The organism is Streptomyces sp. NPDC046805, from assembly GCF_040645355.1.
In the GTDB taxonomy this organism is placed as follows: domain Bacteria; phylum Actinomycetota; class Actinomycetes; order Streptomycetales; family Streptomycetaceae; genus Streptomyces.
Map to the genome: position 1 here is coordinate 25,521 of NZ_JBEYYC010000030.1, position 25,569 is coordinate 51,089.

The window sequence follows — 25,569 nt, forward strand, 5'->3', positions numbered from 1 at the left end:
GCACCCATCGAGTCCAACGATCAATATCAGCCATGCCGATCATGCCAGGCGGGTTGAGCGTCCAGGCGCGAAGTATTTCAAGCAGCGCCCCAAAGCCCACGAAGATCCACATCGCAGCGCGGCCGGGCGGCCATCCGTCCCCTCGGGGATCTGACCGGCGAGTGCCCGCAGAGGCCCCGTGCATCCGATACCCCCACGCCCCTGCCGGTGAGCGCATGTGTGCGTCCCCGCATCCTGGGCACTCACTGTGACGACAGGGACAAGCGGGACATCACGGCCTGCGTGGCCGGTGTACCGAGAGGAACTGGTGGTCATCCGTGCCGAACGAACCCGAGAACCCGCACCGCGTCACGATCACCGCCGACGGGCCGCTGCTCGTGGCAGGCCCGGTCGAGGTCACCTGCGCCGACGGCACCGTCGTCACCTCACGGCGCTTCACCGTCGCGCTCTGTATGTGCCGCCGCAGCCGCATCTACCCCTGGTGCGACACCAGTCATCGCCGCTCCCGCCCGCCGGACCAGAACCCCAGGGGGCCGACATGACAACCGACAGGGCACTCCCTCAACTCCCGTTGCTACGGGGCGAGTTGTCTGACGCTGTCCTCTCGGCGCTGCGCGGCGGCCAGACGCCTCTTCCGCCTGCGAACACGTTCGATCCGTACGGCGAAGACCTCCAGCTGGCGCTCTACCTTCTCTACGAACTCCATTATCGGGGCTTCGAGGGCGTGGACGACGACTGTGAATGGGACCCCGGGCTCCTGGCCCTTCGCCGCCCCCTGGAGCGGCGGTTCCTCGAAGCCCTGCGTCGCGACGCGGTTCCGTGCGCAAGTGCCGATCAGGCGCTGGCCGCGCTGCTGGTGGAACCCGTCGGAGATCCCGTCGGGGATGAGGACACCAGCGTCAGCCGCCATCTGCAGCGCGCGGGCGAGCTGTGGCAGCTCAGGGAGTACGCGGCGCTGCGCTCCCTCTACCACCTCAAGGAGGCCGACCCGCACGCCTGGGTCATCCCCCGACTGCGCGGCCGGGCCAAGGCGGCCATGGCGGCCGTGGAGTTCGACGAGTTCGGTGCCGGACGTGCGGACGAGATCCACGCCCACCTGTTCGCCGAGCTCATGCGGGACCTGGGCCTGGAGACGGCGTACGGCCACTATGTCGAACACGCCCCCGCCGGGATGCTGGCCACCGTGAACGTCATGTCCCTGTTCGGGCTGCACCGCGCTCTGCGCGGAGCCTTGGTCGGGCACTTCGCCACGGTCGAAGCGACCTCGCCGCCGAGCTCCTACCGCCTGGCCACGGCTCTGCGTGGCGTCGGCGCAGGGGCCGCCGCGCAGCGGTTCTACGACGAACACGTGGAGGCGGACGCCGTCCATGAACAGGTCGTACGCCGCGATGTGGTCGGCGGACTCCTGGCCGTCGAGCCGCACCTCGAAGCGGACGTCGCCTTCGGGGTGCAGGCCACCTGCCTGCTCGAAGACCGTTTCGCCGCAAGGGCCTTGACCGCATGGCGGCGCCGGCAGAGCGCACTGCGCGTGCCGTTGGCCGACGACGAAGGAAGGAGAAGCGTCCCGTGACCGAGGATCCCACCCGCAAGCACCCACGCCCCGACTTTCCCGCACAGGAGCAGCAGCATCCGGGCTGGACCGGCCCGATGGACCCGCCGCCCGACCATGGCGAGGACTCCTACGAGGGCAGCGGGCTCCTACGCGACCGCACGGCGGTGGTGACCGGCGGCGACTCCGGCATCGGCCGGGCCGTCGCCCTCGCCTACGCGCGTGAAGGAGCCGACGTCCTGTTCACCTACCTGCCCGAGGAGGGCAGCGAGGCCGCCGTGACCACCCGCCTCGTCGAGGACGCCGGCCGCAAGGCCGTGGCGGTGCCCTGCGACATTCGTGACGAGGAGCAGTGCCGCCGGCTGGTGGAGCGTGCGGTCGCCGAGTTCGGTCGCATCGACATTCTGGTCAACAACGCCGCGTACCAGATGTCCCAGCCGGACGGGATCGAGGCGATCTCGACCGAGCAGTTCGACCGGGTCGTCCGCACGAACCTGTACGGAATGTTCTGGCTGTGCAAGATGGCCCTGCCGCACATTCCGGCGGGCGGTTCCATCATCAACTCCACGTCCGTGCAGGCGTACAAGCCGAGCCCTCACCTGTTGGACTACGCGATGACCAAGGGCGCGATCGTGACGTTCACGCAGGGTCTCGCGCAGATGGTGATCGGTGACGGTGTGCGCGTCAACGCCGTGGCCCCGGGACCCGTGTGGACGCCGCTGATTCCGGCGACGATGCCCGACACCGTCGAGTTCGGCAAGCAGTCGCCGCTCGGCCGTCCCGCCCAGCCCGCCGAGTTGGCGCCCGCCTACGTCTTCCTCGCCTCGCCGAGAGCGAGCTTCATCACCGGGGAGATCCTGAACGCGACCGGTGGCACTCCGCTGCCGTAGTCGCCTCGATGCGGGTACTCGGTTCAGCGTGCCCGTCCGCGCGGCGGATTCGCTGCCCGCGCGGTACTCGCGACACACGAAGGAGGACAGTCATGAGCACGGTGAGGGAATCGGTCGAGGTCGACGTTCCGGTTCGGACCGCCTACAACCAGTGGACGCAGTTCGAGGAGTTTCCGAACTTCATGGAGGGCGTGGAGGAGGTCGTACAGATCGACGACATCCACAACCACTGGACCACCAAGATCGCGGGTGTGGAACGGGACTTCGACACCGAGATCGTGGACCAGCTCCCGGACGACAGGATCACCTGGCGCTCGATCAGCGGTGCCCCCCAGCAGCGCGGCATGGTCCGCTTCCAGAGCCTGGGCGACGACCGCACCCGCGTGGAACTCGTCATGGACGTCGAAGCGAGTGGGCCGGCCGAGACGGTGGCCGACCTGATCGGAACGTTCGACCGACGCGTCAAGGGCGACATGCGGCGCTTCAAGGAGTTCATCGAGTCGCGCGGCGGCGAGTCCGGCTCGTGGCGCGGCCGTGTCACCCCGGGTTGAACGCTCCTCCGGCCGGTGGCCGCCCCATCACGCGGCCACTGGGCGGTCGTCCGTTGCGGACAACGAACGCCTCACCACGCCTCAGGACGGCCGTCCGCCGAACCGCCAGTGGTGCACCTCGATGCCGGCGTACCGGTCCGGAGTCAGGACGGCACGTGCCGTGTCCGGGCCCGACGCCCGGACCAGCGCCGCCGTACCCAGCCAGGTGGCGCCGTCGTCGGACAGCAGCGGCCCGTACGCGATCAGTTCGTCCCGATCGGGCGGCACCTCGAGGTCGGAGGCCCGTCCCGAGCCGAGGCCGAGCACGAGGTACCGGTTGCCACCGGTCCGGCCACCAGGGAAGTCCCACATGGTGCGCCCGAGCATGTTGCGCCACCGTCGCAGCATCACGTCCCGATGGACGCCGGCCTGATAGTTGGGCTCGTCGAAGGCGAACACGCGAGCGGCGGCAGGATCCGGCAGGTCGACGATGTGCACACTGCCGGTGGGCGTGTCCCCATCGTCGGCGAAGGTCGGGCCGCGGGCGATCATCTCCTTCGCATACCGGTCCATGTAGGACCAGTGCTCTTCCAGTAGTTCGTCACGCAGCGGCGGGGAGCCGGGCCGATCCCGGTGGAAACAGAAGAACTCCATGTCCACAGTCCTTACCACCGTGCGCCAAGGCAGGGCGACAGACTTATCGCCCGTCGACCGGCGACAAGCACAGGCAACGCGCTCCAGGAGGTGCGTGGGACGAGGACAGCACGATGTACTGCACCCCATGGCCGACTACCTCCAACGTCATTCCACCGACTGGGTCGAGTACTTCACGAGCCAAGGCCATTCCGCGGTACGGCCACTGGCAGCGGGCGTCGAAGGCGCCGTCTACCGCCTCGGCAACGGCATCGTCGCCAAGGTGTGGAGCGGTCGGCCGCCGGCTGACCTCGGCCTGATCCGTCAGGTCTACGCGGACATCGCCCACCACCCCCTCCCCTTCGCCACCCCGCAGATCCTCGCCACCGAGGACCGGGACGGCACACTTGTCACATACGAACGCGAGTTGCCCGGCTCACCGCTACGAGTCGACGCCGGGGACTCGCAACCGGCACCCGCCCCGGTCCTGACCGCACAGGAGAAGGACGTACTGCTCACCGTGCTGCGCGGCCTGGCTTCCGTGCCCGGGTCCGCCGCGATGCGGCGACTGACGGTCCAGGGTGACGACCGACCGTTGTGGGAGGGCCACAGTCGGTTCCCCGACGCGCTCGCCGCCCTGGTCCAGCGTGCCGCGCGCCGTCACGGGGACGTGCTCGGTGCGGCCGTACCAGCACTGGCCACGGTGATCGAGCAGACCACCCGCGCACTGAGGGACCTGCCGAGCGCACCCCTCACCGTCGTCCACGGAGACCTGGTCGCCCCCAACATCCATGTCGACGACGCCGGTCATCCGGTGGCGGTCCTGGACTTCGGGTTCTTCACCACGGCCGGCGACCCGGCTTTCGAGGCCGCGGTGGCGGCAGCCGTCTGGGACATGTACGGCCCCGACGCCGCACGCCACACAGAGGAACTCACCAGGACACTCGCAATGGAACTGAACCACGACGAGAAGACCCTGACCCTGTATCAGACCGCGTACGCCCTGACCACCTACGACCTGTTCAGCCAGGACGGCAGCGACGGCCACTTCCACTGGTGCGCGGCACTCCTCAACCGCCACGCACACACCAGCCCGGGCCGCCTGCTCTGAGCTGCCGCACCGGTCAGAAGAGCCGCCGAAGGAGGAACCACTGACAATCACTCCGGGACCGGTCTCCGGAGCCGTGTGCGCAGGTTCGAATCCTGCCGAGGGCACCACCTGCGCAGCAGGTCAGATGGTCACAGGTTCCTCGTTCTATGCGAACGGGGGGCCTGTTTCATGATCGGATGCCGTTTGGATGCCACATGCCCCGTCCTTCGATGGGAGCGGATGCCCCGCTCCAGCGTGGCCCTGCACCGATCCGCCGTCAGTGGGCCCCTGGCTGGAGGGGCTACTCCGTTCCCGGCCGTCGTCGGCATCATGGCCGCCAACGGCAGTCAATGGGGTCGGCCCATCTGAGTGGCCTGCTTCGGGGCGCGGGCACACAACTTGGCGTGCACGGTAATGACACTGCCGGCGCCGGTGGCTCCATGATTGGGTACCTCTTCGGCCTCCTCGTCATGACGGATCGGCTCGTTGCAGCGCGCACAGCACGTCATGGGCGTAGCTCCAAGGCCAAGGCACGCAGCCCGCGCCGGACCTCGCAGCGGGTGGGGTCGTCGACGCACTCCTTGCACGCCCCCGGATGCGCCTTGTACTGGGCCAGCGTGGCCTTCAGCGTGCAGGCCCGGCAGCCGCGGGGGAACCAGCGACCGACGACGCCGAGAATGCTTTCGTAGCGCTGCCCCAGGTCTTGCGCGGTGTCGCCGTGCAGCTCGCTGTCGCACCAGACACAGCCCGCACCGCGCAGTTGGGTGGGCGACAGCAGCATCGCGCGGGGCAACGGGAGCGCGGTGAGAGCCCGCCTGGTGGGGTCGCCGCCTACTACGCTCACGCTCACACTGCCACTCCTCTCGGGTGGTGAGGCCATGAACAGGACCGTAGGATGGGAGGTTGCTCACCACATCTGGAGTTGCGCGAAGTTTCTTGACTATCTGCCGGAGTTGCGCAACGTTTCCCACACGGGTCAACTGGAGGCGATGTCTCGGCTGTTGGCCTCGGGGAGACTGGCCCGCATCCGCTGCACCTGTCGGAGGGGAACCATGCGCAACCTTCGCTTCAACGGCACCGGCTCTGGCGGCGGAGGCTGCCCCAGCATCCATGAGGACCTCGACAGCGGAGAGGTCATCGTCCACGGGCCACCGCTCACCGACCCCGACGACGTGGCCCAGCTCCAACACCTCGGCGCCGGCGAAGTGGCCGTTGTCGTACCGCGCAACACCTTGGTGGACTTCGGGCCGCGCGACGGGACGCCCCGGCTCATCAACGCCGAGGACGAATTCGACCGCCTCTTCTCGACCTTCGACCACACCGCGTGGCGACTGGAGACCCGGCGCCGCTACGCCAGTGACGAACAGACGGAAGAGTGGCCACAGTTCGCCAAGGGGCAGCGGATCGACTGGGACTACGACGATGCCTGGTGCCGCAACCTCCGCGCGCAGACCCGCCAGGGCAAACGGTTCGAACGGGTGCGGCTGGTCGACAGCCCCGCCACGCCCGGCCAGCTGTACCTGCGCAGCAACGCCGCCCGGAACTGCGCCGTCGGCGAGGACATCCGCACCCTCTCCCGCGCCCGCGCCGAGCGGCTGCACTTGCCGGACGAGGACTTCTGGCTCTTCGACTCCCGGCTCGTGGCCCGGCTGCTCTTCGACATGGACGACCACCTCACGGGCATTGAACTCATCACGGAGCCGGCCGCCGTGAACCGCTATTGCCAGGCACGGGACGCGGCCTGGCACTATGCCGTTCCGTACGCCAAGTTCGAGATCAACACATGACGTGAGGTCCGGTGAGCACTGACTACCAGCAGGCCCGTGAGGCTCTGGGCCTCTCTCTACGGGAGCTGAGGCTCACGGCCCCAGGCGGTCGCCTCACCGGCGAGCTGCTCGCCGAACGCCTCGGCAGCAACTGGACCAAGTCGAAGGTCAGCAAGCTGGAGAACGGCCGGCAGACCGCGACCGCCGATGAACTCCAGGCGTGGGCCGAAGCAACCGGGCATCCCGAGGCGCGCGACGGCCTGCTGGCCCAATTGCGCAGCTTCGAGTCGCACATCCGGTCGTGGCGTCGGCAGCTGGCATCCGGCCATCGCCCCGTGCAGGAAGCAATCACAGCCGAGCACGACCGCACGCGGGTGCTGACCATCTGGGAGAACGTGCTCGTTCCCGGCATGCTCCAGACAGCCGACTATGCCCGACATGTCCTCACCCGGCACGCCAACCTCATGCAGTCGCCCCGGGACACCGAGGACGCCGTACGGACCCGCATCCGCCGGCAAGAGGGCCTCTACGAACCAGGCCGGAAGTACCGGATCCTGATATGGGAAGGCGCCATACACTCGCTGGTCTGCCCGCCCTCCGTCCTGGCCGCTCAGCTGGACCGCCTGGCATCGGTCATCGGCCTGGACACCTTGGAACTTGGCATCGTTCCCTTCACTGCGTCCCTCGAGATCTATCCGGGCAACGGCTTCTGGATCTACGACGAACGCCGGGTAGTCGTAGAAGACTGGCACGCCGAGCTGTGGCTGGACGACACCGACTCCATCGCCACCTACCTACGAGTCTGGAACATGCTGCGGAAGTCAGCGGTGTACGGGACCGACGCCCAGAACCTGATCACTCGCGTGCAGCGATCTGTGTGTCCGCACTAATACGGCCCGCCCTTGGGCCCGGCCAGACCGGGCGCTCCAGTGCTCCCTGGTGCCGTCAGCTCTGCCCTTCCCGCCCACCAGAATGCCGACCTCCCGGCCACCGCACAGAACTTCAAGCCCCACGCAACCGTGTCGGATCCCAGCTGGTGAACCGCTCCGGGATCGGTGGAGGCTCTATGCGTTGGCTCCAGCCGCCGGTTGGGGCTGGTGTTGAGCGTAGTAGTTGGTCTCGTGCTCGTGCGGCGGGATGTCGGCGATTGCGGTGTGGAGGCGCTGATTGTTGAACCAGTCGACCCATTCCGCGGTGGCGAGTTCGACGTCGGCGAGGCCGTGCCAAGGCCTGCGGGGCCTGATCAACTCGGTCATGTAGAGGCCGATCTGGGACTCCGTGAGCGCGTTGTCCAGAGCGTCGCCGACGGTGCCGATCGAGGCGTCGATGCCGGCCTCGAGGAGGTGCGCTGCGAACGCGAATGACGTGTATTGCCCGGGTTCAACCAGTCGTTGCAACACCCCTGGTCAGAGGAGTGTGTTGTGGGACGACCAGCGGGTTGGATGACGGAGTTGACGGGGCGGTCGCCCATGAAGTCGCCGGGACGGCCCTCGACTCGGCGGGAGGTCGAGAGACTGTTCTGGCGAGAGATTGCCAAGGGGCTGACCAGTGAGGATGCGGCTGTCGCTGTCGGGGCGGCGCCGGCGGTGGGCACCCGGTGGTTCCGGCATGCTGGCGGGAGGCCGCAGATCGATCTTGCCGTCTCGGGCCGCTACCTCTCGTTCGCCGAACGCGAGGAGATCGCCCTGTTGCGCGTGCAGGGCGCCGGAGTAAGGGAGATAGCCCAGCAGCTGGGTCGGGCACCCTCGACGATCTCCCGGGAGCTGCGGCGCAACGCGGCCACCCGCGGTGGCAAGCTCGAGTACCGGGCCTCGGTCGCGCAGTGGAAGGCCGACCTGGTAGCTCAGCGGCCCAAGGAGGCGAAGCTGGCCGGGAACGAGCGGCTGCGGGAGTACGTGCAGGACCGCCTGCTGGGCGTAGTCCGAGCCCCGGACGGCACCGTACTTCCCGGGCCGCAGGTTCCTGAATGGAAGGGGCGCAACAAGCCGCACCGCAAGGACCGCCGGTGGGCGAACGCCTGGAGCCCGGAGCAGATATCGGCCCGCCTGAAGATCGACTTTCCTGAGGACCAATCCATGCGTATCAGCCACGAAGCGATCTACCAGTCCCTCTACATCGAGAGCCGCGGTGGCCTCAAACGCGAGCTCGTGGCCTGCCTGCGCACCGGCCGCGCCCTGCGCGTCCCACGGGCCAGGTCTCGCAACAAGCCAGGCGGCCACGTCACGAAGGACGTGGTGATCAGCCAGCGGCCCGCCGAAGCCGCCGACCGCGCCGTGCCGGGACACTGGGAGGGAGACCTGATCATCGGGCTGAATCGGTCGGCGATCGGCACGCTTGTGGAACGAACGACCCGCTACACCATGCTCGTTCACCTTCCACGAGCCGAGGGCTACGGCACCATCCCACCGATCAAGAACGGGCCCGCATTGGGCGGCTACGGCGCCGTGGCCATGAAGGATGCCCTGGCCACCACGATGACCACCCTGCCCGACCAGCTCCGCCGGTCACTGACCTGGGACCGCGGCAAGGAGCTGGCCGCTCACGCCCAACTCACGGTCGAGACCGGGCTGCCCGTCTACTTCGCAGACCCACACGCTCCCTGGCAGCGGGCCACGAATGAGAACACCAACGGGCTGTTGCGCCAGTACTTCCCCAAGGGCACCGACCTGTCCCGATGGAGCGCCGACGAACTGTCCGCCATCGCCGCGGTCCTCAACTCCCGCCCCCGTAAGACCCTCGAGTGGAAGACACCCGCGGAAGCCTTCGACGATCATCTACGATCAGTGCACGCCGGTGTTGCGACAACCGGTTGAATCCGCCTTGACTGCCTGCATCCGAATGATGAACCAGCCCCGGGCCAACGGGGGTTCCGGCACGGTCCCGGCGCCACAACGCCATGTCGAGGGCGTCGAGGACGAGCTTGGACCGTTTGCTGGTGGAGGCGGACCAGCCGACGATCGCCCGGGAGAACACGTCCACGACGAACGCGACGTAGACGACCCCGGACCAGGTGGCGACATAGGTGAAGTCGGCTACCCACCGCTCGTTCGGACGGGACGCGGTGAAGTCGCGCCGGAGCAGGTCACCGGCTCGCTCATGGCCGTCGTCCCGGACGGTGGTGCGGATCTTCTTCCCTCGCCGAGCGCCCTGGATGCCAAGGTCACGCATCAGCCGGGCGACGGTGCAGCGGGCCACCGGTATGCCTTCGCGGTGCAGCTGCCGCCAAACCTTTCGGATCCCGTAGACGCTGAAGTTGTCTGTGTGGACGCAGCTGATCTGCGTCCTCAGCTCCGCGTCGCGGACCGACCGGGTGCTGGGGGCGCGGTTCTTGGCGGCGTAGTAGGTGCTCGTCGCGATCTTCAGTCCGTGGCTGGTCAGGACCCGGCAGATCGGCTCGACTCCGAACACCTGGCGGTGTGCGTCGATGAACGCTACGAGCACTTCGACGGCCGGTCGAGCTTGACGCGAAGAAAGCCGAGGCCGCCTTGAGGATCTCGTTGGCTCGTCGCAGTTCGGCGTTCTCGGCCTTGAGCCGCTTGATCTCCGCGGCCTCCTCGGAGGTGACGCCGGGCCGCTGGCCGGCGTCGACCTGGGATTTGCGGACCCATGTCCGCACCGTCTCGGCGGCACCAATGCCCAGTTTCGCGGCGACCGCCTTCATCGCCGCCCATTCGGTTGGGTAGTTGGGACGGATCTCCGCGACCATGCGCACCGCACGCTCACGAAGCTCAGCAGGGTACGGGGACGGACGTGCCATGACTCGATCCTCTCAGGGAATCGAGCCTCCATCAGACCCGGAGCGGTTCATCTGCCCGGCCGAAACATTCCTTACAGATCGAGGCCGCTGATACTCGTCCGCATGCCCCATTGTTCGAATGACAGTGGCATTGTAGAGCCAGCTCAGATTACCCTCCCCGCCCGCACCAACCAGTTCCACCACCGGCAGCCCCCCGCCTGAGCACAGAGGCTGGCAGGATAGGTCACCGGTGGTTGGTCTGAGTAGATCCCCGGCCGGCCCCATGGATCCACGATAAAGCTGGGCACTGACACGGGCCTTGCTCCAGGAGCAGTGACCATCCAGCCGAGGCACTGTCACTCAAAGCCCGTTGAAGGGCAGCAGACGGCAACGCCCAACGAGGCGCACTTGCGGATCATTCGGCCAGGTGAGAGGCACAACAACTCCGGGCCTTGCCCCGGCCTAAGTTGCTTTGGGACGAAGAGGTCTCCGTGCCACAGCCGTGCCAGATGCAGGGGTCAGCAGCGGTCAACAAGGGTAGCTGGCGGGTGCATACGTGCCCCCTGACTCGGCCGCCGAAGCAGAAGGTCACCGCCCCGACACCCCAGCCTCTCTCCTTTAGCGGGGGTCGTCGGACGTGGTGAGTTCCGTTACCAGGATCTTCAGGGCGCCATCGAGGTAAGGGGCGATCTGCTCGGCGACGGTGCGGATCCTCGGTTCCGAGGCGACGTAGGTGCGCCAGAGCTTGAAGATCTGGAACAGCAGCAGCTTCGGCAGTTCGAGGATGCGCGCACCGATGGAATCGACGATCTCGGGTTCGTGTAGCAGGCCGACCACCCGGGTGTCCTTGACGGTGATCAGGCGTTCCAGCAGTTCGACGTTGCTGCCACATGCCAGGACCAACGCGCGCATGTCCCGGTGGGTGGCCAGTTCTCGGAAGAAGGAGACCACCTCGGCCGACATGGCGGTGCCGAGCCCCGAGGTTCCCGCCGTGCCCGAACGGACCCTGCGCAGCAGGGCCTGTGCCACCAGGAACTCCGCGAAGCTCTTGTGCGGGAAGTAGAGGACGTCAGGGGCCTTGCGTTCCAGGAAGCAGGCCGAGATGAGTTCTCTGCGGCACTCGTCGATCTCTTGGCCCTTCCGCAGAAAGGGAAGCACCAGCGCGTCGGTCACCTCCGAGTACCTGACGGACCGTGACTCACCGCTGCGCAGCATGGTCAGCGCCAGTTCCTGGGCGAACCGGGCGTGCTCCTCGGCGGAGGGACGAGGAACGGCCTGCTTCCGGATCTCGCGGTCGATGCAGAGCTGGATGAACCCCTCATACACCTTCGCGCGTTTCAGTGAATCCGCCGATATCTCCAGTTTCGGGAGGAGTTCAGCGATCATGGGAAGGTGCACCGGCCGGGCGAGCAGGCGAGCGATCTCGTCGTTCTCGCTGGCCAACCGCTGGAGTTGCGGAAGCTTGGTCTCCAACAGCGCGGCAATGTCTGGAGTACGGCTCAGGCAGAACCTCCGCAGGAACGTAATGGTGTCCTCGTGGCTGAAGGGGGCGATGTCGATCTGGAGGTAGCCGGTCGCCTGCTCGATGTAGGTTGCCGGCTTCCCGACCAGGATCTTCGCCTGCTCCTCGTCCGACGAGAACACCGTGGGCCGGCCGCAGATGATGACCTTCGCCTTGCCTCTGCTGAGGCGACCGATCTGTTCGAAGCTGTGGAAAAGGGCCTCCTGGGTCATCCCGTGCTTCATCTCGTCGAATCCGTCGAGGATCAGGAGGAGACGGCCGGATTCATTGAGCCGCTTGAAAGTCTGGAAGGTCCACGCCGTGCCGTAGCGCTGCTGGATTTCGTGAATCACCAGGCCTTCGATCGTCTGGTGGCCGCCGAAGTTGCGCAGTTCGATGAGGAGCGGGATGCGCCCGGTGGCGCTCTTGTCGAAGCTCACGGCGCATGAGTGGGCGATCTTGCGGGCGAAACTCGACTTGCCCGTTCCGTAGGAGCCGATCACGGCCAGGGACTGGGTGATGCCGTCGTCTCGCAGCCACTGTTGCACCAGGGGCTCGAGTTGGGTGATCTGCGAGCTGGTGCGGGCGGCGAGCACCTCCTGGAAGGACGACTCCGTGTACAGGGTCGGCTGGCTCTCCTCCGCGGTGCCCCGCGTGGACGCGACCCACTGCTCCGCCGCCTCCGCGTACCGGAGCAGTCCCGACTGCTCGGCAAACGTGATGAAGTCGGAGTGGAGCAGTCGGTGGTTGGCCGCGACCCAGTCCAGGTCGATGGCCCGGCACCTGGTCGGCATGTAGTAGTCGCTCAAATCCTGTTCGAAAGAGTCGATCATGCTGCGGACCAGTGCCTCGGGTCGCAGGATCTGCCCTGTGAGGTCCGCCAGCGTCAAGTGGAGCGTCCTCTTGCCGTCGAAGATCGAGCGGGCGTTCGCGACGATGCCCTTACGGGTGACGAGAACGATCTGATCGACGTCACCGTTCTGCAGCAGGGGCCAGTATCCCGACATCTCGGTCGCCACGCGCTCCCTGCTCAGGGCCCGCTGATAGTCCTTGCACTCGAAGACGATGGTCTGCACGGACCCGATCGGGCTGCGCGCCTCGCAGACGATGTCGACGTCCTTGCCGCCGATCCTCTTGTGTTCCGTGATCTGGATGTCCCCGCGGAGCGCCAGGATGGACCGCACGTCCCGTTCGAATTCCTCGCCGGGCTTGAAAGCGACGTCAGTCATACGACCCCACTCGGTTGCTCGCCGTCATGACTCTCGGAAGGGGCTGTCATCGTCTCCCCTCCCAGTTCGTCAATGATGCGCACGATGTTGTCGGCGATGTGGTGGCTGACTCGGGGCGCGATGACGAAGGGCTTCTCATGTGCCGTGATCCGGCGCTTTCCGCCCAGCCGCTCCGTGAGCCACGACGGCCAGCTTCGACGACGACCGGGCGGGATGGCCGTCAGGATGACGTCGAGGAGCACGGAGGAGGGGCTCGGCTCCATGATCTCGCAGGTCGCGCCGGCGGCTGTCAGGAGATCGACCGCGGCCTCGGCCTGCTCCCTGACGAAGGGCCCCAGCATGCTGGGTGCCTCGTCGGTGAGATCCTTGGATTCCTTGAGGCCCAGTTCCGTGATCTCCCTGATTACCTTGATGACCTGAATCTTCCGGTCACCTGCGTGCGCGAGCACCACCCAGGTGTCACTTGGCGTGGAGGCGACCGCGACCAGGTCGCTTTCCTGCTGAGGCTCGACCGCCATGTGACCGGGCGTCGGCTCCGGCCAGGTTTCGGTGACAGCGCCGATGGCGGTGAGTGCCTTGGCGAGATGCTGTGCCCTTTCCTCATCCGCCTGACGCAGGACGAGATCCGGCAGTTCCCCGGACCAGGCGGCGCCATGGTCCTGGACAGCCGTGAGCACCTCTCCCTGACGCGCGGCGGGAATGGCGACCAGAACGACGGAGTGACGGAGGTGGCCGGCCGGACCCAACGTCATGGCGCGCACCCCAACCGTTGACCACCCGCTGGTGCCCCGCTCGGCGCTCGCCGCCCTCGGTAGACCGGTTCCATGACCACCTTATCCTCGCCCGCCCGGTCAGCGCTGACTGGGCATCAACACGCCATGTAACACCACGACGCTGACAACCGATCCGAGCCCGTGATGGACGATGTCTCACCTCTTCCCCGGGCGGAGTGACCAGCGGTCGCGAGGTCTTACTCTGGCGTGACATCCACGAGTGACATCAACGACGCCAGACGCTGGCACTCCTGGGCGGTCCGGCATGGCCAGCATGGCCGGGTGACTCCCCGGCAGTGCCGAGCAGCGATCGAACTCCTAATTCGGTGCTCACGCACGAGCGCCCTCCCGGACCGTCTCTGGGTCGTGCGAGGCCGCCCGACCCGACCGACAACGACGGAAGCCCACGGCATCTGAACTGGTCACAGCCGTGGGCTTCTTCTGGCTCGCTGGTCAGCGAGGCCGCTGATTACTGAGTTTCAAAGCGTGGTGTCGGCAGGGGCTGACGGCCGGTGATCCCTGCGGTATGCCGACTGCATGAGGTATGCGCAAGGGGCGGGCTGACCGATGAACGGCGGGCCTCCCGCGAGAAGTTGAGGATGGCGGCGGCCGAGCGGTTCGCCCAGGGTGACGAGAACGTGGTCATCGCGCACGACCTGCGGGTCAGCGTCCGGTCGGTGCAGCGCTGACTCCATGGTGAACAGGGCGTCGCCCCCAGCCACAGCCCATTATCACGCCCCGTGGACATGCCTCCGCAGCGATGGAAACCTCCCGAAGGTGACCTGTCCGACCTAGCAATGAAAGAGGAGCGGCGTGTCCGATGTGGACTGGGCTCGGGTCTTCGACCGCAGCTTCACGGAGCAATCTCGCTCCACAAGGCAGAGGGTCTGGCGTGAGGTGTACGGACAGGACTACGCGGAGCACGCGGAACCCTACAGCTACGTGTCCCGCTCCGAGTTGGAGGAGTTCGCAGAGCATTTGCAGATTGGGCAGTCCGGTGCCTTCGTTGATCTCGGCTGCGGGAGGGGCGGCCCAGGACTCGTGGTAGCTCTCCGCACCGGCGCACGTTTGATCGGCCTGGACATCTCCGAGGTGGCTCTGGCTGACGCGGAGCAGGCGGCACAGAAGTTTGGTCTCACCGAGCGGGTGGAGTTCCGCAGAGGCGGTTTCGCCGCAACTGGTCTGACAGACCGTTGCGTCCACGCAGTCATGAGCGTCGACGCCCTGACCTTCGCTCTCGACAAGCAACAGGCGCTCACCGAGATGGCACGCATCCTTGCACCTGGAGGTCGGCTGGTCTTCACCAGCTGGGACTACAAGCGCACCCCGGACAACCGGCCGCCCCAGGTCCAGGACCACCGCCCGCTGCTCGAACGTGCTGGATTCCAGGTACTCGGCTACAAGGAGACGACTGACTGGAGGCACCGGTGGCAGGCCACCAGTCACGGCATGATCACGCGTCGCGCCGAACTTGTCGAGGAACTTGGCGAGGAACGCGCAGTCGCCATGATCGCTGAGTTGCAGCGTCAATTGGACAATCAGCTCCCGCTGGTCACCCGCCGCATCCTGGCCATTGCCACGCGCCAGTGACCGGCCCACCCCTTTGAGCCGCCGTTACTGACCCACTCCCCCAGGCACAGAAGTTCTGGTCCGTGTCCCAGCACGGGCTCGCGCGCATCTGGTGCCGCTTGCTCGGCCGCCCTGGCGCATCCCCCTGCGCGGCGAGCCTGGTTCGCCGTTCTGTGCCCCATAGCATGCTGACCGCTCAGGGATTCCGCGGACAGGACGGAGTTGGCGACGTGCCCTTCGCGGAGTCGACCGGTGGTGGGGAGCCCGGGCGTGCGTGCTCGGGTGCGGGGGCCGGGCGGAGGTCTCCGGCGCCGTTGCTGGCCGTGTGTGCCGGGTACTTCATGGTCATCCTGGACGTCACGATCATCAACGTCGCGGTGCCCGTGGTGGGCCGGGAGTTGTCGGCCTCCCTCACCGGGATCCAGTGGATCACGGACGGGTACACCCTGGTCTTCGCCGGGTTTCTGATGACCGGTGGTGCGCTGGGCGACCGGCTGGGCAACCGGCGCGTCTTCTGTATGGGCGTGGTGGTGTTCACGGTGGCCTCGGCCGCGTGTGCGTTCGCGCCGGATGCCTCCTTCCTCGTCGTGGCGCGGCTGGTGGAAGGGCTCGGTGCGGCGTTGATCGTGCCCGGTTCCCTCGCCCTGCTGCAGCAGGCCTACCCGGCGCCCGCTGCACGCTCGCGCGCCTTCGGGCTGTGGGGGTCGATGGCGGGCGTCGCGGCCTCCGCCGGGCCGCTGCTGGGCGGGCTGCTCGTGACCACGGTGGGCTGGCGCTGGGTCTTCCTCATCAATCTGCCCGTAGGGGTCGCCTGTCTGTTGCTGACGCTGCGGTACGTGGCGCCCTCGCCGCGGCACGCCGACCGGGCCCTGGACTGGCCGGCGCAGTGCGCCGTGGTGGCGGCGGTGGCCCTGCTGACCGCCGCACTGAACGAGGCCGGACGGCGCGGCTGGTCCGATCCCGCCGTGATCGCCGGGCTGGGCCTGGCCGTGCTGGCCGTCGTGGCGTTCGTGCTGCGCGAGCGGTTCGCCCGGTTCCCCGCGCTGCCGTTGCGTCTGCTGCGCTCGCGCGCGATGAGTGGCGCGGCCGTCGTCGGGCTGCTGTTCAACTTCGGCTTCTACGGCATGGTGTTCACCGCCAGCCTGGACTTCCAGCGGCGGCGCGGCTTCAGCGCCCTGGAGACCGGACTGGCGTTGTTCCCGGCGGTGGCGGTGACCATGTTCGCCTCCGTGCTGTCCGGGCGGCTGAGCCGCCGTACGGGAGATCGTCCGCTGGTGGTCACCGGCATGCTGCTGGGCGCGCTGGGGCTGGCCGGCTGGACCGCGGCGGGGCTCGAGCCCGCCTACCCGCTGCTGGTGGCGCCGATGATGGCCGCCGGATTCGGTACGTCCTTCGCGCTCACCGGCACGACCGCCACCGTGATGGGTGCCGCGCCCTCGGCCTACGCGGGCGCCGCTTCCGCCCTGTTCAACACCACCCGCCAGATCGGCAGCGCCACGGGCGTGGCCCTCGGAGGCAGCCTGCTGGCGGCCAGCGCCGACTACGGGACCGGGCTGCGCGTCAGCATGGGCATCGGCGCCCTGGCCTACCTGATCGCCGCGGTCCTCGCGTGGGTGTGCGTGCCGGCGAAGTCCAGTGGGCCGTCGGTGGCAAAGTAGCCGGCCCCGCTTGCGCCTGCTGTCCGGTCGTCCGCACCTCGCTGAACAATGGCCCCGTTCAAGACACGCGTGCCCCGCACGCGTCCGAACGGCACCGAGGAGAACGACCGATGGACACAGCAGGATGTCCGGAACGTAGAGCCGTCCTTGCCGGCGCACTCGCGGGCGCCACGGTCGCGCTCGCCGGATGCACGTCGACGAGCGCCGCGACGCATGCGATCAGCCCATCGGCGGCCGGCTCGTCACCGGCAGCGCGGCCGACCACTCCCGCCGCGGCCGTCGCGCGACTCATGGAGGGCAACAAGCGATGGGTGAGCGGCGACCTGCAACACCCCGACCGGGACCCGACCCGGCGTCAGCTCGTGGCCCAGCAACAGGAGCCTTTCGGGTCGGTCCTCGCCTGCATCGACTCCCGCGTGCCGCCTGAACTCCTCTTCGACACCGGGCTCGGTGACCTGTACGTGATGCGCACGGGCGGGGAGGCGGTCGGTCCCGTAGTCACCGGGTCCGTCGAGTACGGGCCGATGACTAGTGGCACCCCGCTCATCGTCGTCCTCGGTCATCAGCGCTGCGGCGCCGTCAAGGCGGCGTACGAGTCCCTTCGCGACGGCAAGCCGCTCCCCGGCAACCTGCAGGCGATCGTCAGGGCCCTGCGGCCGGCGTACGAGCAGACGGCGAAAGAAGGCGGCCACGACCCGGTCGAGGCCATGGCCCGCGCCCAGGTCACGTTGACAGCGAACGATCTGCGCTCCAACCAGGACCTCGCCCCGCTCGTACGCAAGGGCGCCCTTGCCGTGGTCGGCGCCTACTACTCCCTCGACACCGGCAAGGTGGAAGTCCTGACAGGCACGCCCTCGTGAATGCGTCGCCCTCGTAGTTGCAGAGGCTTACGTCGACTGCACGGACGCGGATCCACGGATGATCACGGACCCGTGTGGATGTGGGCCGCCCAGCGGGTCGGCAGCAACGGATCGGCGGCCCGAGCCGCGCGCACCGCCCGGTGCAGTGCGAGTGCGACCCGATCGTCGCCGTCCGTACCGGTGTCGACTCCGTACCCGGCGTAGAAAGTGCGCGCGATCTGGGCCGCCGTCTGGTCATTGACCTGCCACAGGGTGGCGACCACATGACGGAACCCGACCAGACGGAACGCCGAGCCGAGGTGGATGGACTCGCCGACGAACTCGCCCGTACTGCGAGCGGTCGAGCAGGCCGACAGATAGGCGAGTTGTGCGTGGGAGGCCCGCAGACGCCGCAGGTCGGTGATCATCAGCGGTTGGTCGTGCAGGACCAGATGACTGCCCGACGGGTTGGCCGGATCGTGGTGGGCGTGGCAGGCGAGGTGCGCCCAGCCGCTCGACCGTAGGGCGTCGGCCACCGCGGCCCTGGTGGCCTGTGGCCCCAGGAGGAGCCGCGCCCCGGCTGCGGTGCCCAGTTCGGTGGCCTCGGTCAGGGTGGCGGGCAGGGGCGGGTGGCCCGGGGTGTCCGGGACGGCGACGACCAAGGGACGGCCGGCAGGCCGATCGGTCGGGACCTCGGACTCGGTCGGCACGCCGGCGTGGGCCTCCGCCCCGCCCCAAACCCCGGCCCCGGCCTCAATCCCGGCCTGGATCGTCCGAAGCGCGCGGATCGTCGGGGTGTACGACGACACGACCCGGTCCAGGACCGCCTCGCCGTGCGGAACTCCCTCCTCGATGTGTCCGGCCGCGTGCAGGGGAAGGGCGTTCAGCGCGCCGGTCGGTGACCACCACACTCTGGGCCAGGTGTCGGCGTCCGGTGGTGGCGGGTCCGTGTGGCCGAGGGCCCGGAGCACCGGAGCGGCCACCGTGTCCCAGAGCCAGCCGAGTGTCTCCCGGACCGTGGCCTGGGCCTCCAGGCGGTGGACGAGCCCCAGGCGAGGACTTTCGGCCGTGGCCACCGACGAGGTGAACTCCCTGACCCGCCGGTCAAGTTCGTCGTCATGCAAATCTGGCAGCGGCACGACGCGCAGACCGTCGCGGTCGAGCACCAAGGCGTCGCATCTGTGCCGACTGACGTTCACCGTGACCACGGAACCTTGCCGCGGGACCAGCGCACGCAGTTGGTCGGCCCGTGGGGCGTCGAGGAAGCGTCCGAATCCGGGAAGCCGGCGGATCTCGCGCAGGGTTCGCTCCCAGCGCAGGCCCAGCGTGTGCCGTCGGTCGGGGTCGGGGTGGGGCACGCCGAGCGCCTCTTGGACGGCGAGCAGTTCGGCGGCCAAGTGCGGTGCCAGCGAGCGGAGTTCGTCCAGTTCGCGGTCGGCGTCGAGTGCGGCGGACAGCAGGACGGAACGTCCGTGTTCCAGTACTTCGAGGGCGGTCTCGGGATGGCCGGCCTGGAGCGCGACGGCCGCGGCGTCGCCCGCCAGTTGGAACCGCCCGGCCAGCAGGCGTTCCTGGTCGGCGGGTCGCAGGTGGACGGGGACGAGTTCCGGCAGGCGGGCGATGGCCGCGCGGTAGCCGTCCAGGGCCTCGGGCCAGTCGCTGGTCGAGGCCGCCCAGTCGGCCCACCGGGTGGCGTCCGCGATCCGCTGCTCGGTCGTCGCGCCGGGCGCCGACGCGGCGGTGCGCATCACGTCGATCGCCTCGCGCAGCGCGGCGCGGTCCCCGCGCTCCCGGGAGAGTTGGGCGAGCCCGTGGGCGAGGTTGTGCAGGGAGGTGACGCGGCCGCTCGGGAGGTCGGGTTCGGCCACCGCACGGCGGTAGGCGTCGATGACCTCGTCGAGGGTGTCGGGCGTGTCCGGTCGGCCGTGCCAGGTGGCGAGGGCTGCGCCCAGGTTGTTCAGTACGGTGGCCCGCCGGGGCGTGGGCGGGCCTGCCAGCACCTGGCGCAACAGGCCGATGGCCTCCTGCAGTTGCGCGGGGTCGGCGGCGTCGCCCTCCAGTTCCTCGTGTGCGCGGTAGGACTGCAGAAGGGCCGCGGCGAGGTCCTCGCGTGCGCTGTGGCCGCGTGAGGGCGCAGGATCCGTTTTGACGGCGGCGAGTTGTTCCCGCAGGACTTTGACGGCTTCGAGGATGTCGCCGAGCTTTCCGCCGTGCCGGAAGCGGACGAGCAGGGCACGGCCGAGTGTGGGCCGGGCGCTGTTCAGCAGCATCGGGTCTCCCGAGGCCAGGGTCATGGCCTCGCGTGCGGCCGCCAGGGACTCGTGCAGGGAGTCGGTGTCGGAGACGGTCTGGTAGCGCTCGCGCAGCATGCCGCTCAGCTGGGTCAGATGGCCGACGCGGGTGCGGTGGCCCAGGGACCGGCCGACCCGGATCGCGGTGCGCACGGCGGTGATCGCCGCGCTCAGCGTGGCCGGGTCGGGGGCGGCCAGGTGCCGGGCGTAGCAGGCGTCGGCCAGTAGGGCCCAACGGGCGGGCAGGCTGGGGTGGTTGAGCGGGACGCTGTCGATTCCGGCCCGCAGCAGGGTGACGGCCTCGTCCAGTTCGGCGGGGTCGTTGTCCCGGGCCCCGCGCTGGTAGAGGGCTTCGCCGAGCATGCGGCGGGCCTGGTCGAGGTCGGCGGGCGTGGTCCGTTCCTCGACGGCCCAGCGCAGCCTGGCGATGGCGCGGTCGAGGTCGGCGCGGTCGCCGTTCTCCTGGGCACGTAGTTGCAGCGCCATGCTGAGGAACAGGTCGGCGGCGTTGTGTGTGCCGTCGCCGCGCGCCGTGACCGCCAGCACGTGATAGAGGGTGTCGATGACGTCGTCCAGGGCGGGCGGTGCTCCGCCGCGCCGGGCCGCGCGGGTGGGCTGCGTCGCGCTGTCCGGCAGGTCGTCCCGCTCTCGGGGCGAGATCCCTGCCGTCGATGCGGCCATCAGCTCCTTGCCGGCCCGCAGCACGGCCGCGTGCGGGTCGCGTCGTACGGCCGAGGTACGGCGCAGCAGCGCGGCGACCGGCTCGGGTACGGCCTTCGGGCGACGGCGGTGGGCGACGGCGAGGTGGGAGAGCGCGGTCTGGTAGGGCATTTCCGCGCGTGCGGGGTGGCCCTGCCGTGTCAGCGCGAGATGGGCGCACCAGCGCAGCCAGCCCAGCGCCAGGAAGGCGTCGGTGTCGGGCCGGCCGCGGCGGTCCTCCAGCGGCATGAGGACGAGACGGGTGGCCTCCGCGTCGGCATCGGGCCCGAGCACCAGCGCGGCGTCACCGGTGCGCCGGTACGCGTCGACGCGGGCCCGGACGGCGGCCAGCGCCGCCTGCTTGTCGCCCTTCACCGGTCGCCCGGCGGCGAGACGAGGCTGAAGAACATGTCGTGGAACCGCTCGGATCCGCGGATCGTGTGCGGCCGGTCCCGGGTGCCCATGCCGGTGGCGGCATCGGCCTTCCAGTCCGGCATCTCCACGATCTCCAGCGTGCCCTCCGACCACCAGAACAGCTCGCCGCTCAGCCGCCGTTGCGGGGACTGCGGCAGGTCGCGGAGTGTGTTGCCGTACTTCTGGAGGGTCGGTCCGGCCGTGATGAGGTCCGGGCCGTTGATGATCCAGAACGCCAGGGCGTCGGTGCGCGGGACCACGACGAGGATGCCGTACGGCGTCGGGCGGCCCGCGAGTTCGCCGAGCCGCAGCACGTGCGCGGCGGTGTGGTGGCCGCTGCCCAGCACCACGTGGAGCGGGGAGTCACCGGGGCCTCCCTCGTGAACGTCGCAGGGCCGGCGCCGGAGGTTGGCCATCGCGACCGACCACACCTCGGCGGGCGACACGTCCCAGCGGCGTGTCTGCTCCGTCCCGATCGTCAAGTCGGCGTATTCACCCGTCAGTTGCGCCTCGGCGACCAGTCCGCCGCCGACGATCCGGGTCATCGCGTCCAGGTGGTCCTCGGACGCACCGGCGAGGCGGATCGTAGGCAGGAGCGCTCGCCTGGCCGCGTCGAAGGGCATGGTCCGCTGCGCCTGTGCCTCGCGCGCCGCGTCCGCGGACCACTGCGGGTACTGCGCCACCGTCGCGCGCCACTGCTCGTGAGGCTCGTCGCGGAGTCGGCCGGCGAGTTGTACGAGGTCCAGTTCGGGGAGCAGGCTCCCGCCCGGCGCCCAGGGAATCCATGGCGCCCCGGCGTAGTCGTGGGCGAGGCATTCCCGGACCAGGCCCTCGAAGGCCGCCCACTCCTCGGCGGTGCACCAGTCGCACCAGACCGGCACGGGTGAGCGGTTGGACCTGGATCGCCGAAAGAGCGCCATGCCACCAAGAGTACGATCACGCTTACTTTCTGAACAGACATCAGGAATTCGGACGCTTCAGGCTGTTGCGAGGACATCGCTGATGACGGTTGACGAACTTGCCCGTTTCTGTGCGGAGTTGCCTGACCTGCGTGCGGCGCTGCGGGGATCGCCCCGGCAGCTCGCGCTGCTCGACCGGGCCGAGCACGCCGTCCGTGAGGGCGAGCCCGTGGCGCCGCTGCTGCGGCAGTTGGGGATCGCGGTCGGCAGCGAGGACAGCCCGCTCGCCGGACGCGACGCGGGAGTCACGACGGCTCCGCTGCGAGTCGACCCGCACGTGGTGACGGGCACGTATCTGTGCCCGCACCGCAAGTGCCTGCGGGCCGAGGTACGGGGCACGGGTGAGGGTCTGCCGGTCTGCCATGTGTACGGCGACGCGCTGCGGTTCGTGCCGGACGGGCGATGAACGGCGTCCTGGCGGAGCTCGGCCGCCGGCTCGCCGATCGGTTGATCGCGCTGCTGGTCCTGCCGGGACTGCTGTACGTCGGCGGTCTGCTGGCGGCGGCCGCACTCGGGGGTGCGCGCCTGGACGGCGCCGCCCGGGCGGTGCGTCGTGCGGTGCGGCCGATCACCGGTGCCGTCGGTGCGCAGGCCCCGGCTTCCGGGGTGTCCGTCGTCGTCCTGCTGACCGTCGTTCTGCTCGCGGCGGGCGCGGTCGGGCTGGCGGCCCAGGCCGCGGGCGCCACGGTGGACCGGGTGTGGACGGGACCGTGGCCCCGCTGGGCGCGGCGGGTCGCGGCGCCCTGGACGGCCCGGCGGGTGCGGGCCTGGGACGCCGCGGACGCGCTCCGGTCCGGGGCCGTGGGCGCCGAACTCGACGCCTGTACGGCCCGGCGGAACCGGATCGGGCTGGAGCGCCCGACGCAGCCGACGTGGATGGCCGACCGTCTGCGGGCCGCCGACTCCCGGATATGGCAGGAGTACGGGCTCGACCTGACGGTCTCCTGGGCGCGGCTGTGGCTGATACTCCCGGACACCTCCCGTGCCGTCGTGCAGTCGGCCCGCGAGCGGCTCACGGCCGCGACGGTCCTGGCCGGATGGGCGGTGCTGTACGCGCTGCTCGGCGCCCTGTGGTGGCCGGCCGTCCTCGTCGGCGCGGGGCTCGGCGTGACGGCCTGGCGGCGGGCCCGGGCGGCGGTGGACACGCTGGCCGAGGTCGTCGAGGCGGTCGTGGACGTCCACGGCCACGAACTGGCCGCGGCGTTCGGGGTGAGCGTCCCGGACCAGCGTCTCGTCCCGCCCGTAGGACACGTTCTGGTGGAGCGGTTCCGCAAGTCCTCATGACGGTGGACGGGCCGGCCCGCCGCGGCCCGTCAGGGGCGCGGGGGCGACCAGGAGGTGAGGGGCAGCGGGCCGCGGTCCACGACGGTGCGGATGCAGACGGTGCTGCGGACGTCCCGGACCTGGCCGATCGCGAGGATCTGGTCGGTGAGGACCCGCTCGAAGGTGCGCAGGTCGGGTACGGCGAGCTCCACGAGGAAGTCGGCGTCACCGGAGACCACGTGGCAGGCGACGACGTGCTCGATCGCCTTCAGGGCCTCCTCGACCACGCGGGAGGTGGTGCGCGAGTGCTCGACCTTGAGGGAGAGGAACACCGTGAGGCCGAGGCCGAGGCGTTCGCGGTCCAGATCGGCGCGGTAGCCCGCGATCACGCCGTCCGCCTCCAGCGCCTTGGTGCGCCGCAGGCAGGAGGTGGGCGACAGATGGACGGCCTCGGCGAGGTCGACGTTCGGGGTGCGGCCGTGGCGCTGGAGGTGGTCCAGGATCGCCCGGTCGATACGGTCGTAGAGGGGGCGTGGCATGAAATGCAGCGTAACGACCGATCCCCCGCACAATCCTCCGCCATCCGGCGCCTGACGCGCTGAGGACGCCATCGTATGCCGCCCCGGGCGGCGCATGCTGGCCACGCGCCCCGGCCGACGGGCCGGAGTGCCGCCTCCGATCCGAGCCCTCCCACCCCTGGATTGCCGCATGCGCCCCTTCCCCCTGGAACCCGACCGCGCCGCCATGGCCGACATGGGCGGCCTCGTGCTGGACCGGATCGTCGACCGCGTCGAGCAGCTCCCGGCCCGCCCGGCGACCAGCCCGCTCTCCCCCGAGGCGACGGCCGACCTGGTGAAGTCCTTCCTGGCGCCGCCGCCCGCGCGGGGCGGCGAGCTGAAGAGTCTGCTCGCGCGTCTGGACGAGGCCGCCGACTGCGCCCTGGAGACCGCAGGGCCGGGTCACCTCGCGTACATCCCGGGCAGCGGCCTGTTCACCGCCGCGCTCGCCGAGTTCTACAACCGCGCCACCAACCGCTACGGCGGCCTCGCCGCGGTGGCCCCGGCCTTCGCCGCGCTGGAGGAGAGCGTGCTCCGCTGGATGGCGACGGAGGTGTGCGGGCTGCCCGCGGGCAGCGGCGGCCTGCTGACCAGCGGCGGTTCCATGGCCACCTTCTCCGCGACGGTGGCCGCCCGCCACGACCGGCTCGGCGAGGACCTCGCCACCGGCACCGTCTACACCACCGCCTTCGCCCACCACTCCGTCGCCAAGGCAGCCCGCCTCGCCGGGATTCGCGCGGCGCACATACGCCTCGTGCCGCACACCCCGGACCTGCGGATGGATGCCGACGCCGCGGCCGCGATGATCCGCGCCGACCGGGACGCCGGGCTGCGGCCGTTCCTGCTGGTGGCCACCGCCGGCACCACCGACAGCGGCACCGTCGACCCGCTGCCGCGCCTGGCCGACCTGGCCCGCGACGAGGACCTGTGGTTCCACGTCGACGCGGCGTACGGCGGCTTCTTCCGCCTCACCGCACGCGGCCGGCAGCGCCTGACGGGCCTCGAAGAGGCGGACTCGATCACCCTCGACCCGCACAAGACCCTGTTCATACCGTTCGGCACCGGCGCCCTCGTCGTCCGCGACCTCGCCGCACTGCACGCCGCGCACGACGGCACCGGCAGCTACCTGCAGGACATGGGCGACGCTGGCGGCGTGCCGGACTCCGCCCGCCTGGGCCCCGAGCTGACCCACGAGATGCGCGGCCTGCGCGCCTGGCTTCCGCTGCACCTGCACGGCACGGACGCCTTCCGCGACGCCCTGGACGAGAAGCTCGACCTGGCCGAGCACGTCCACGAAACCCTGTCCCGGGTACCGGAGTTGGAGGTGCCGCACCGTCCGGACCTGTCCACCGTGATCTTCCGCGTCCGTCCCGCGGACGACGTCCGGGCCGCCGCCGAGCGGGCCGACGAGGCGAGCCGGCTCCTGCTGGAGCGGATCAACGCCCACCGGCGGGTCGTCCTCTCCAGCACGGTCGTCGACGGCCGCTACACCCTGCGCATCTGCGTCGTCTCCCATCGCACGCACCATGACCGCATCACCGAGGCGCTCGACCTGGTCACCGCCGAGACCGCCCGCATCGCCGCCGGTGACGTGCAGGGACGCTGAGGAACGCGATCCGGATG

The 25,569-nt window shown here is 69.5% G+C and carries 23 protein-coding genes; 14 read left to right on the top strand and 9 right to left on the bottom strand.

The window, feature by feature from the left end; all coding sequences use genetic code 11:
• The first annotated feature begins 317 nt into the window (after positions 1-317).
• From ABZ910_RS27830 to ABZ910_RS27845, 4 genes are all read left to right on the top strand, one after another.
• Positions 318-542 (top strand): CDGSH iron-sulfur domain-containing protein, encoded by a 225-nt coding sequence (locus ABZ910_RS27830; protein WP_361369946.1) that lies wholly within the window; start codon positions 318-320, stop codon positions 540-542.
• Positions 539-1,570, top strand: coding sequence for an iron-containing redox enzyme family protein (locus ABZ910_RS27835; RefSeq protein WP_361369948.1), 1,032 nt, complete (start codon positions 539-541; stop codon positions 1,568-1,570). Before ABZ910_RS27830 ends, ABZ910_RS27835 begins: the two co-directional genes overlap by 4 nt.
• Positions 1,501-2,439: an SDR family oxidoreductase gene (locus ABZ910_RS27840; RefSeq protein ID WP_361369950.1), complete on the top strand. Its 939-nt coding sequence runs from the start codon at positions 1,501-1,503 to the stop codon at positions 2,437-2,439. Before ABZ910_RS27835 ends, ABZ910_RS27840 begins: the two co-directional genes overlap by 70 nt.
• Before the next feature lie 92 nt (positions 2,440-2,531).
• Entirely contained in the window at positions 2,532-2,990 is a 459-nt protein-coding gene (locus ABZ910_RS27845) for an SRPBCC family protein (protein ID WP_361369952.1), read from the top strand.
• A gap of 81 nt (positions 2,991-3,071) precedes the next feature.
• On the opposite strand, the gene ABZ910_RS27850 is transcribed toward ABZ910_RS27845, so the two are convergent.
• Complete coding sequence (locus ABZ910_RS27850; protein ID WP_361369954.1) at positions 3,072-3,623, bottom strand: YciI family protein; 552 nt, start codon at positions 3,621-3,623, stop codon at positions 3,072-3,074.
• Between the two features lie 127 nt (positions 3,624-3,750).
• Between ABZ910_RS27850 and ABZ910_RS27855 the strand changes: the two genes are divergently transcribed.
• A complete protein-coding gene (locus ABZ910_RS27855; protein WP_361369956.1) occupies positions 3,751-4,713 on the top strand; it encodes an aminoglycoside phosphotransferase family protein in 963 nt (320 codons plus the stop codon).
• 484 nt (positions 4,714-5,197) lie between these two features.
• On the opposite strand, the gene ABZ910_RS27860 is transcribed toward ABZ910_RS27855, so the two are convergent.
• Complete coding sequence (locus tag ABZ910_RS27860; RefSeq protein WP_361369958.1) at positions 5,198-5,536, bottom strand: hypothetical protein; 339 nt, start codon at positions 5,534-5,536, stop codon at positions 5,198-5,200.
• A 208-nt stretch (positions 5,537-5,744) separates the two neighbouring features.
• On the opposite strand from ABZ910_RS27860, the gene ABZ910_RS27865 reads away from it, so the two are divergent.
• Entirely contained in the window at positions 5,745-6,479 is a 735-nt protein-coding gene (locus ABZ910_RS27865) for a DUF6879 family protein (RefSeq protein ID WP_361369960.1), read from the top strand.
• A gap of 11 nt (positions 6,480-6,490) precedes the next feature.
• On the top strand, positions 6,491-7,348 hold the full coding sequence (locus ABZ910_RS27870) for a helix-turn-helix transcriptional regulator (protein ID WP_361369962.1): 858 nt from the start codon (positions 6,491-6,493) through the stop codon (positions 7,346-7,348).
• Positions 7,349-7,522: 174 nt separating this feature from the next.
• On the opposite strand, the gene ABZ910_RS27875 is transcribed toward ABZ910_RS27870, so the two are convergent.
• Complete coding sequence (locus tag ABZ910_RS27875; RefSeq protein WP_361369964.1) at positions 7,523-7,855, bottom strand: integrase core domain-containing protein; 333 nt, start codon at positions 7,853-7,855, stop codon at positions 7,523-7,525.
• 45 nt (positions 7,856-7,900) lie between these two features.
• On the opposite strand from ABZ910_RS27875, the gene ABZ910_RS27880 reads away from it, so the two are divergent.
• Complete coding sequence (locus ABZ910_RS27880) at positions 7,901-9,271, top strand: IS30 family transposase (protein WP_361370088.1); 1,371 nt, start codon at positions 7,901-7,903, stop codon at positions 9,269-9,271.
• Here ABZ910_RS27880 and ABZ910_RS27885 read toward each other — a convergent pair.
• From ABZ910_RS27885 to ABZ910_RS27895, 3 genes are all read right to left on the bottom strand, one after another.
• A complete protein-coding gene (locus tag ABZ910_RS27885; protein ID WP_361369965.1) occupies positions 9,171-10,088 on the bottom strand; it encodes an IS3 family transposase in 918 nt (305 codons plus the stop codon). The two genes, ABZ910_RS27880 and ABZ910_RS27885, sit on opposite strands and share 101 nt — an antisense overlap.
• A 724-nt stretch (positions 10,089-10,812) precedes the next feature.
• The gene (locus ABZ910_RS27890; RefSeq protein WP_361369967.1) at positions 10,813-12,924 is read right to left on the bottom strand and encodes an NACHT domain-containing protein; all 2,112 of its coding nucleotides are present in this window, start codon (positions 12,922-12,924) and stop codon (positions 10,813-10,815) included.
• The gene (locus ABZ910_RS27895) at positions 12,921-13,676 is read right to left on the bottom strand and encodes a ribosomal protein L7/L12 (protein ID WP_361370090.1); all 756 of its coding nucleotides are present in this window, start codon (positions 13,674-13,676) and stop codon (positions 12,921-12,923) included. The genes ABZ910_RS27890 and ABZ910_RS27895 overlap by 4 nt, the downstream gene beginning before the upstream one ends.
• 834 nt (positions 13,677-14,510) lie before the next feature.
• Here ABZ910_RS27895 and ABZ910_RS27900 point away from each other — a divergent pair.
• The 3 genes from ABZ910_RS27900 (at position 14,511) to ABZ910_RS27910 (ending at position 17,784) form a co-directional block, all read left to right on the top strand.
• Positions 14,511-15,287 carry a methyltransferase domain-containing protein gene (locus ABZ910_RS27900; protein ID WP_361369969.1) on the top strand — a complete coding sequence of 259 codons (777 nt, stop codon included), beginning with the start codon at positions 14,511-14,513 and terminating at the stop codon, positions 15,285-15,287.
• 209 nt (positions 15,288-15,496) lie between these two features.
• A complete protein-coding gene (locus ABZ910_RS27905) occupies positions 15,497-16,924 on the top strand; it encodes an MFS transporter (protein ID WP_361369971.1) in 1,428 nt (475 codons plus the stop codon).
• Between the two features lie 110 nt (positions 16,925-17,034).
• A complete protein-coding gene (locus ABZ910_RS27910; RefSeq protein ID WP_361369973.1) occupies positions 17,035-17,784 on the top strand; it encodes a carbonic anhydrase in 750 nt (249 codons plus the stop codon).
• A gap of 62 nt (positions 17,785-17,846) precedes the next feature.
• Here the strand turns inward: ABZ910_RS27910 and ABZ910_RS27915 are convergent, their stop codons facing one another.
• Positions 17,847-21,128: a CHAT domain-containing protein gene (locus ABZ910_RS27915; RefSeq protein ID WP_361369975.1), complete on the bottom strand. Its 3,282-nt coding sequence runs from the start codon at positions 21,126-21,128 to the stop codon at positions 17,847-17,849.
• The gene (locus tag ABZ910_RS27920; RefSeq protein ID WP_361369977.1) at positions 21,125-22,087 is read right to left on the bottom strand and encodes a hypothetical protein; all 963 of its coding nucleotides are present in this window, start codon (positions 22,085-22,087) and stop codon (positions 21,125-21,127) included. The genes ABZ910_RS27915 and ABZ910_RS27920 overlap by 4 nt, the downstream gene beginning before the upstream one ends.
• An 82-nt stretch (positions 22,088-22,169) precedes the next feature.
• Between ABZ910_RS27920 and ABZ910_RS27925 the strand changes: the two genes are divergently transcribed.
• Complete coding sequence (locus ABZ910_RS27925; RefSeq protein ID WP_361369979.1) at positions 22,170-22,532, top strand: hypothetical protein; 363 nt, start codon at positions 22,170-22,172, stop codon at positions 22,530-22,532.
• Positions 22,529-23,410 (top strand): hypothetical protein, encoded by an 882-nt coding sequence (locus ABZ910_RS27930; RefSeq protein ID WP_361369981.1) that lies wholly within the window; start codon positions 22,529-22,531, stop codon positions 23,408-23,410. Before ABZ910_RS27925 ends, ABZ910_RS27930 begins: the two co-directional genes overlap by 4 nt.
• Before the next feature lie 29 nt (positions 23,411-23,439).
• Here ABZ910_RS27930 and ABZ910_RS27935 read toward each other — a convergent pair whose 3' ends face one another.
• Positions 23,440-23,928 carry an Lrp/AsnC family transcriptional regulator gene (locus ABZ910_RS27935; RefSeq protein WP_361369983.1) on the bottom strand — a complete coding sequence of 163 codons (489 nt, stop codon included), beginning with the start codon at positions 23,926-23,928 and terminating at the stop codon, positions 23,440-23,442.
• 169 nt (positions 23,929-24,097) lie between these two features.
• On the opposite strand from ABZ910_RS27935, the gene ABZ910_RS27940 reads away from it, so the two are divergent.
• On the top strand, positions 24,098-25,552 hold the full coding sequence (locus ABZ910_RS27940; protein WP_361369985.1) for an aminotransferase class V-fold PLP-dependent enzyme: 1,455 nt from the start codon (positions 24,098-24,100) through the stop codon (positions 25,550-25,552).
• The last annotated feature ends 17 nt before the right edge of the window (positions 25,553-25,569 follow it).

Bases quoted from the DNA above. Each gene is read 5' to 3' on its own strand.
- ABZ910_RS27935 (WP_361369983.1), bottom strand. From the start codon at position 23,928: ATGCCACGCCCCCTCTACGACCGTATCGACCGGGCGATCCTGGACCAC.
- ABZ910_RS27850 (WP_361369954.1), bottom strand. From the start codon at position 3,623: ATGGAGTTCTTCTGTTTCCACCGGGATCGGCCCGGCTCCCCGCCGCTG.
- ABZ910_RS27930 (WP_361369981.1), top strand. From the start codon at position 22,529: ATGAACGGCGTCCTGGCGGAGCTCGGCCGCCGGCTCGCCGATCGGTTG.
- ABZ910_RS27865 (WP_361369960.1), top strand. From the start codon at position 5,745: ATGCGCAACCTTCGCTTCAACGGCACCGGCTCTGGCGGCGGAGGCTGC.
- ABZ910_RS27845 (WP_361369952.1), top strand. From the start codon at position 2,532: ATGAGCACGGTGAGGGAATCGGTCGAGGTCGACGTTCCGGTTCGGACC.
- ABZ910_RS27835 (WP_361369948.1), top strand. From the start codon at position 539: ATGACAACCGACAGGGCACTCCCTCAACTCCCGTTGCTACGGGGCGAG.
- ABZ910_RS27855 (WP_361369956.1), top strand. From the start codon at position 3,751: ATGGCCGACTACCTCCAACGTCATTCCACCGACTGGGTCGAGTACTTC.
- ABZ910_RS27910 (WP_361369973.1), top strand. From the start codon at position 17,035: ATGGACACAGCAGGATGTCCGGAACGTAGAGCCGTCCTTGCCGGCGCA.
- ABZ910_RS27920 (WP_361369977.1), bottom strand. From the start codon at position 22,087: ATGGCGCTCTTTCGGCGATCCAGGTCCAACCGCTCACCCGTGCCGGTC.
- ABZ910_RS27880 (WP_361370088.1), top strand. From the start codon at position 7,901: ATGACGGAGTTGACGGGGCGGTCGCCCATGAAGTCGCCGGGACGGCCC.
- ABZ910_RS27890 (WP_361369967.1), bottom strand. From the start codon at position 12,924: ATGACTGACGTCGCTTTCAAGCCCGGCGAGGAATTCGAACGGGACGTG.
- ABZ910_RS27840 (WP_361369950.1), top strand. From the start codon at position 1,501: ATGGCGGCGCCGGCAGAGCGCACTGCGCGTGCCGTTGGCCGACGACGA.
- ABZ910_RS27925 (WP_361369979.1), top strand. From the start codon at position 22,170: ATGACGGTTGACGAACTTGCCCGTTTCTGTGCGGAGTTGCCTGACCTG.
- ABZ910_RS27895 (WP_361370090.1), bottom strand. From the start codon at position 13,676: ATGACGTTGGGTCCGGCCGGCCACCTCCGTCACTCCGTCGTTCTGGTC.
- ABZ910_RS27940 (WP_361369985.1), top strand. From the start codon at position 24,098: ATGCGCCCCTTCCCCCTGGAACCCGACCGCGCCGCCATGGCCGACATG.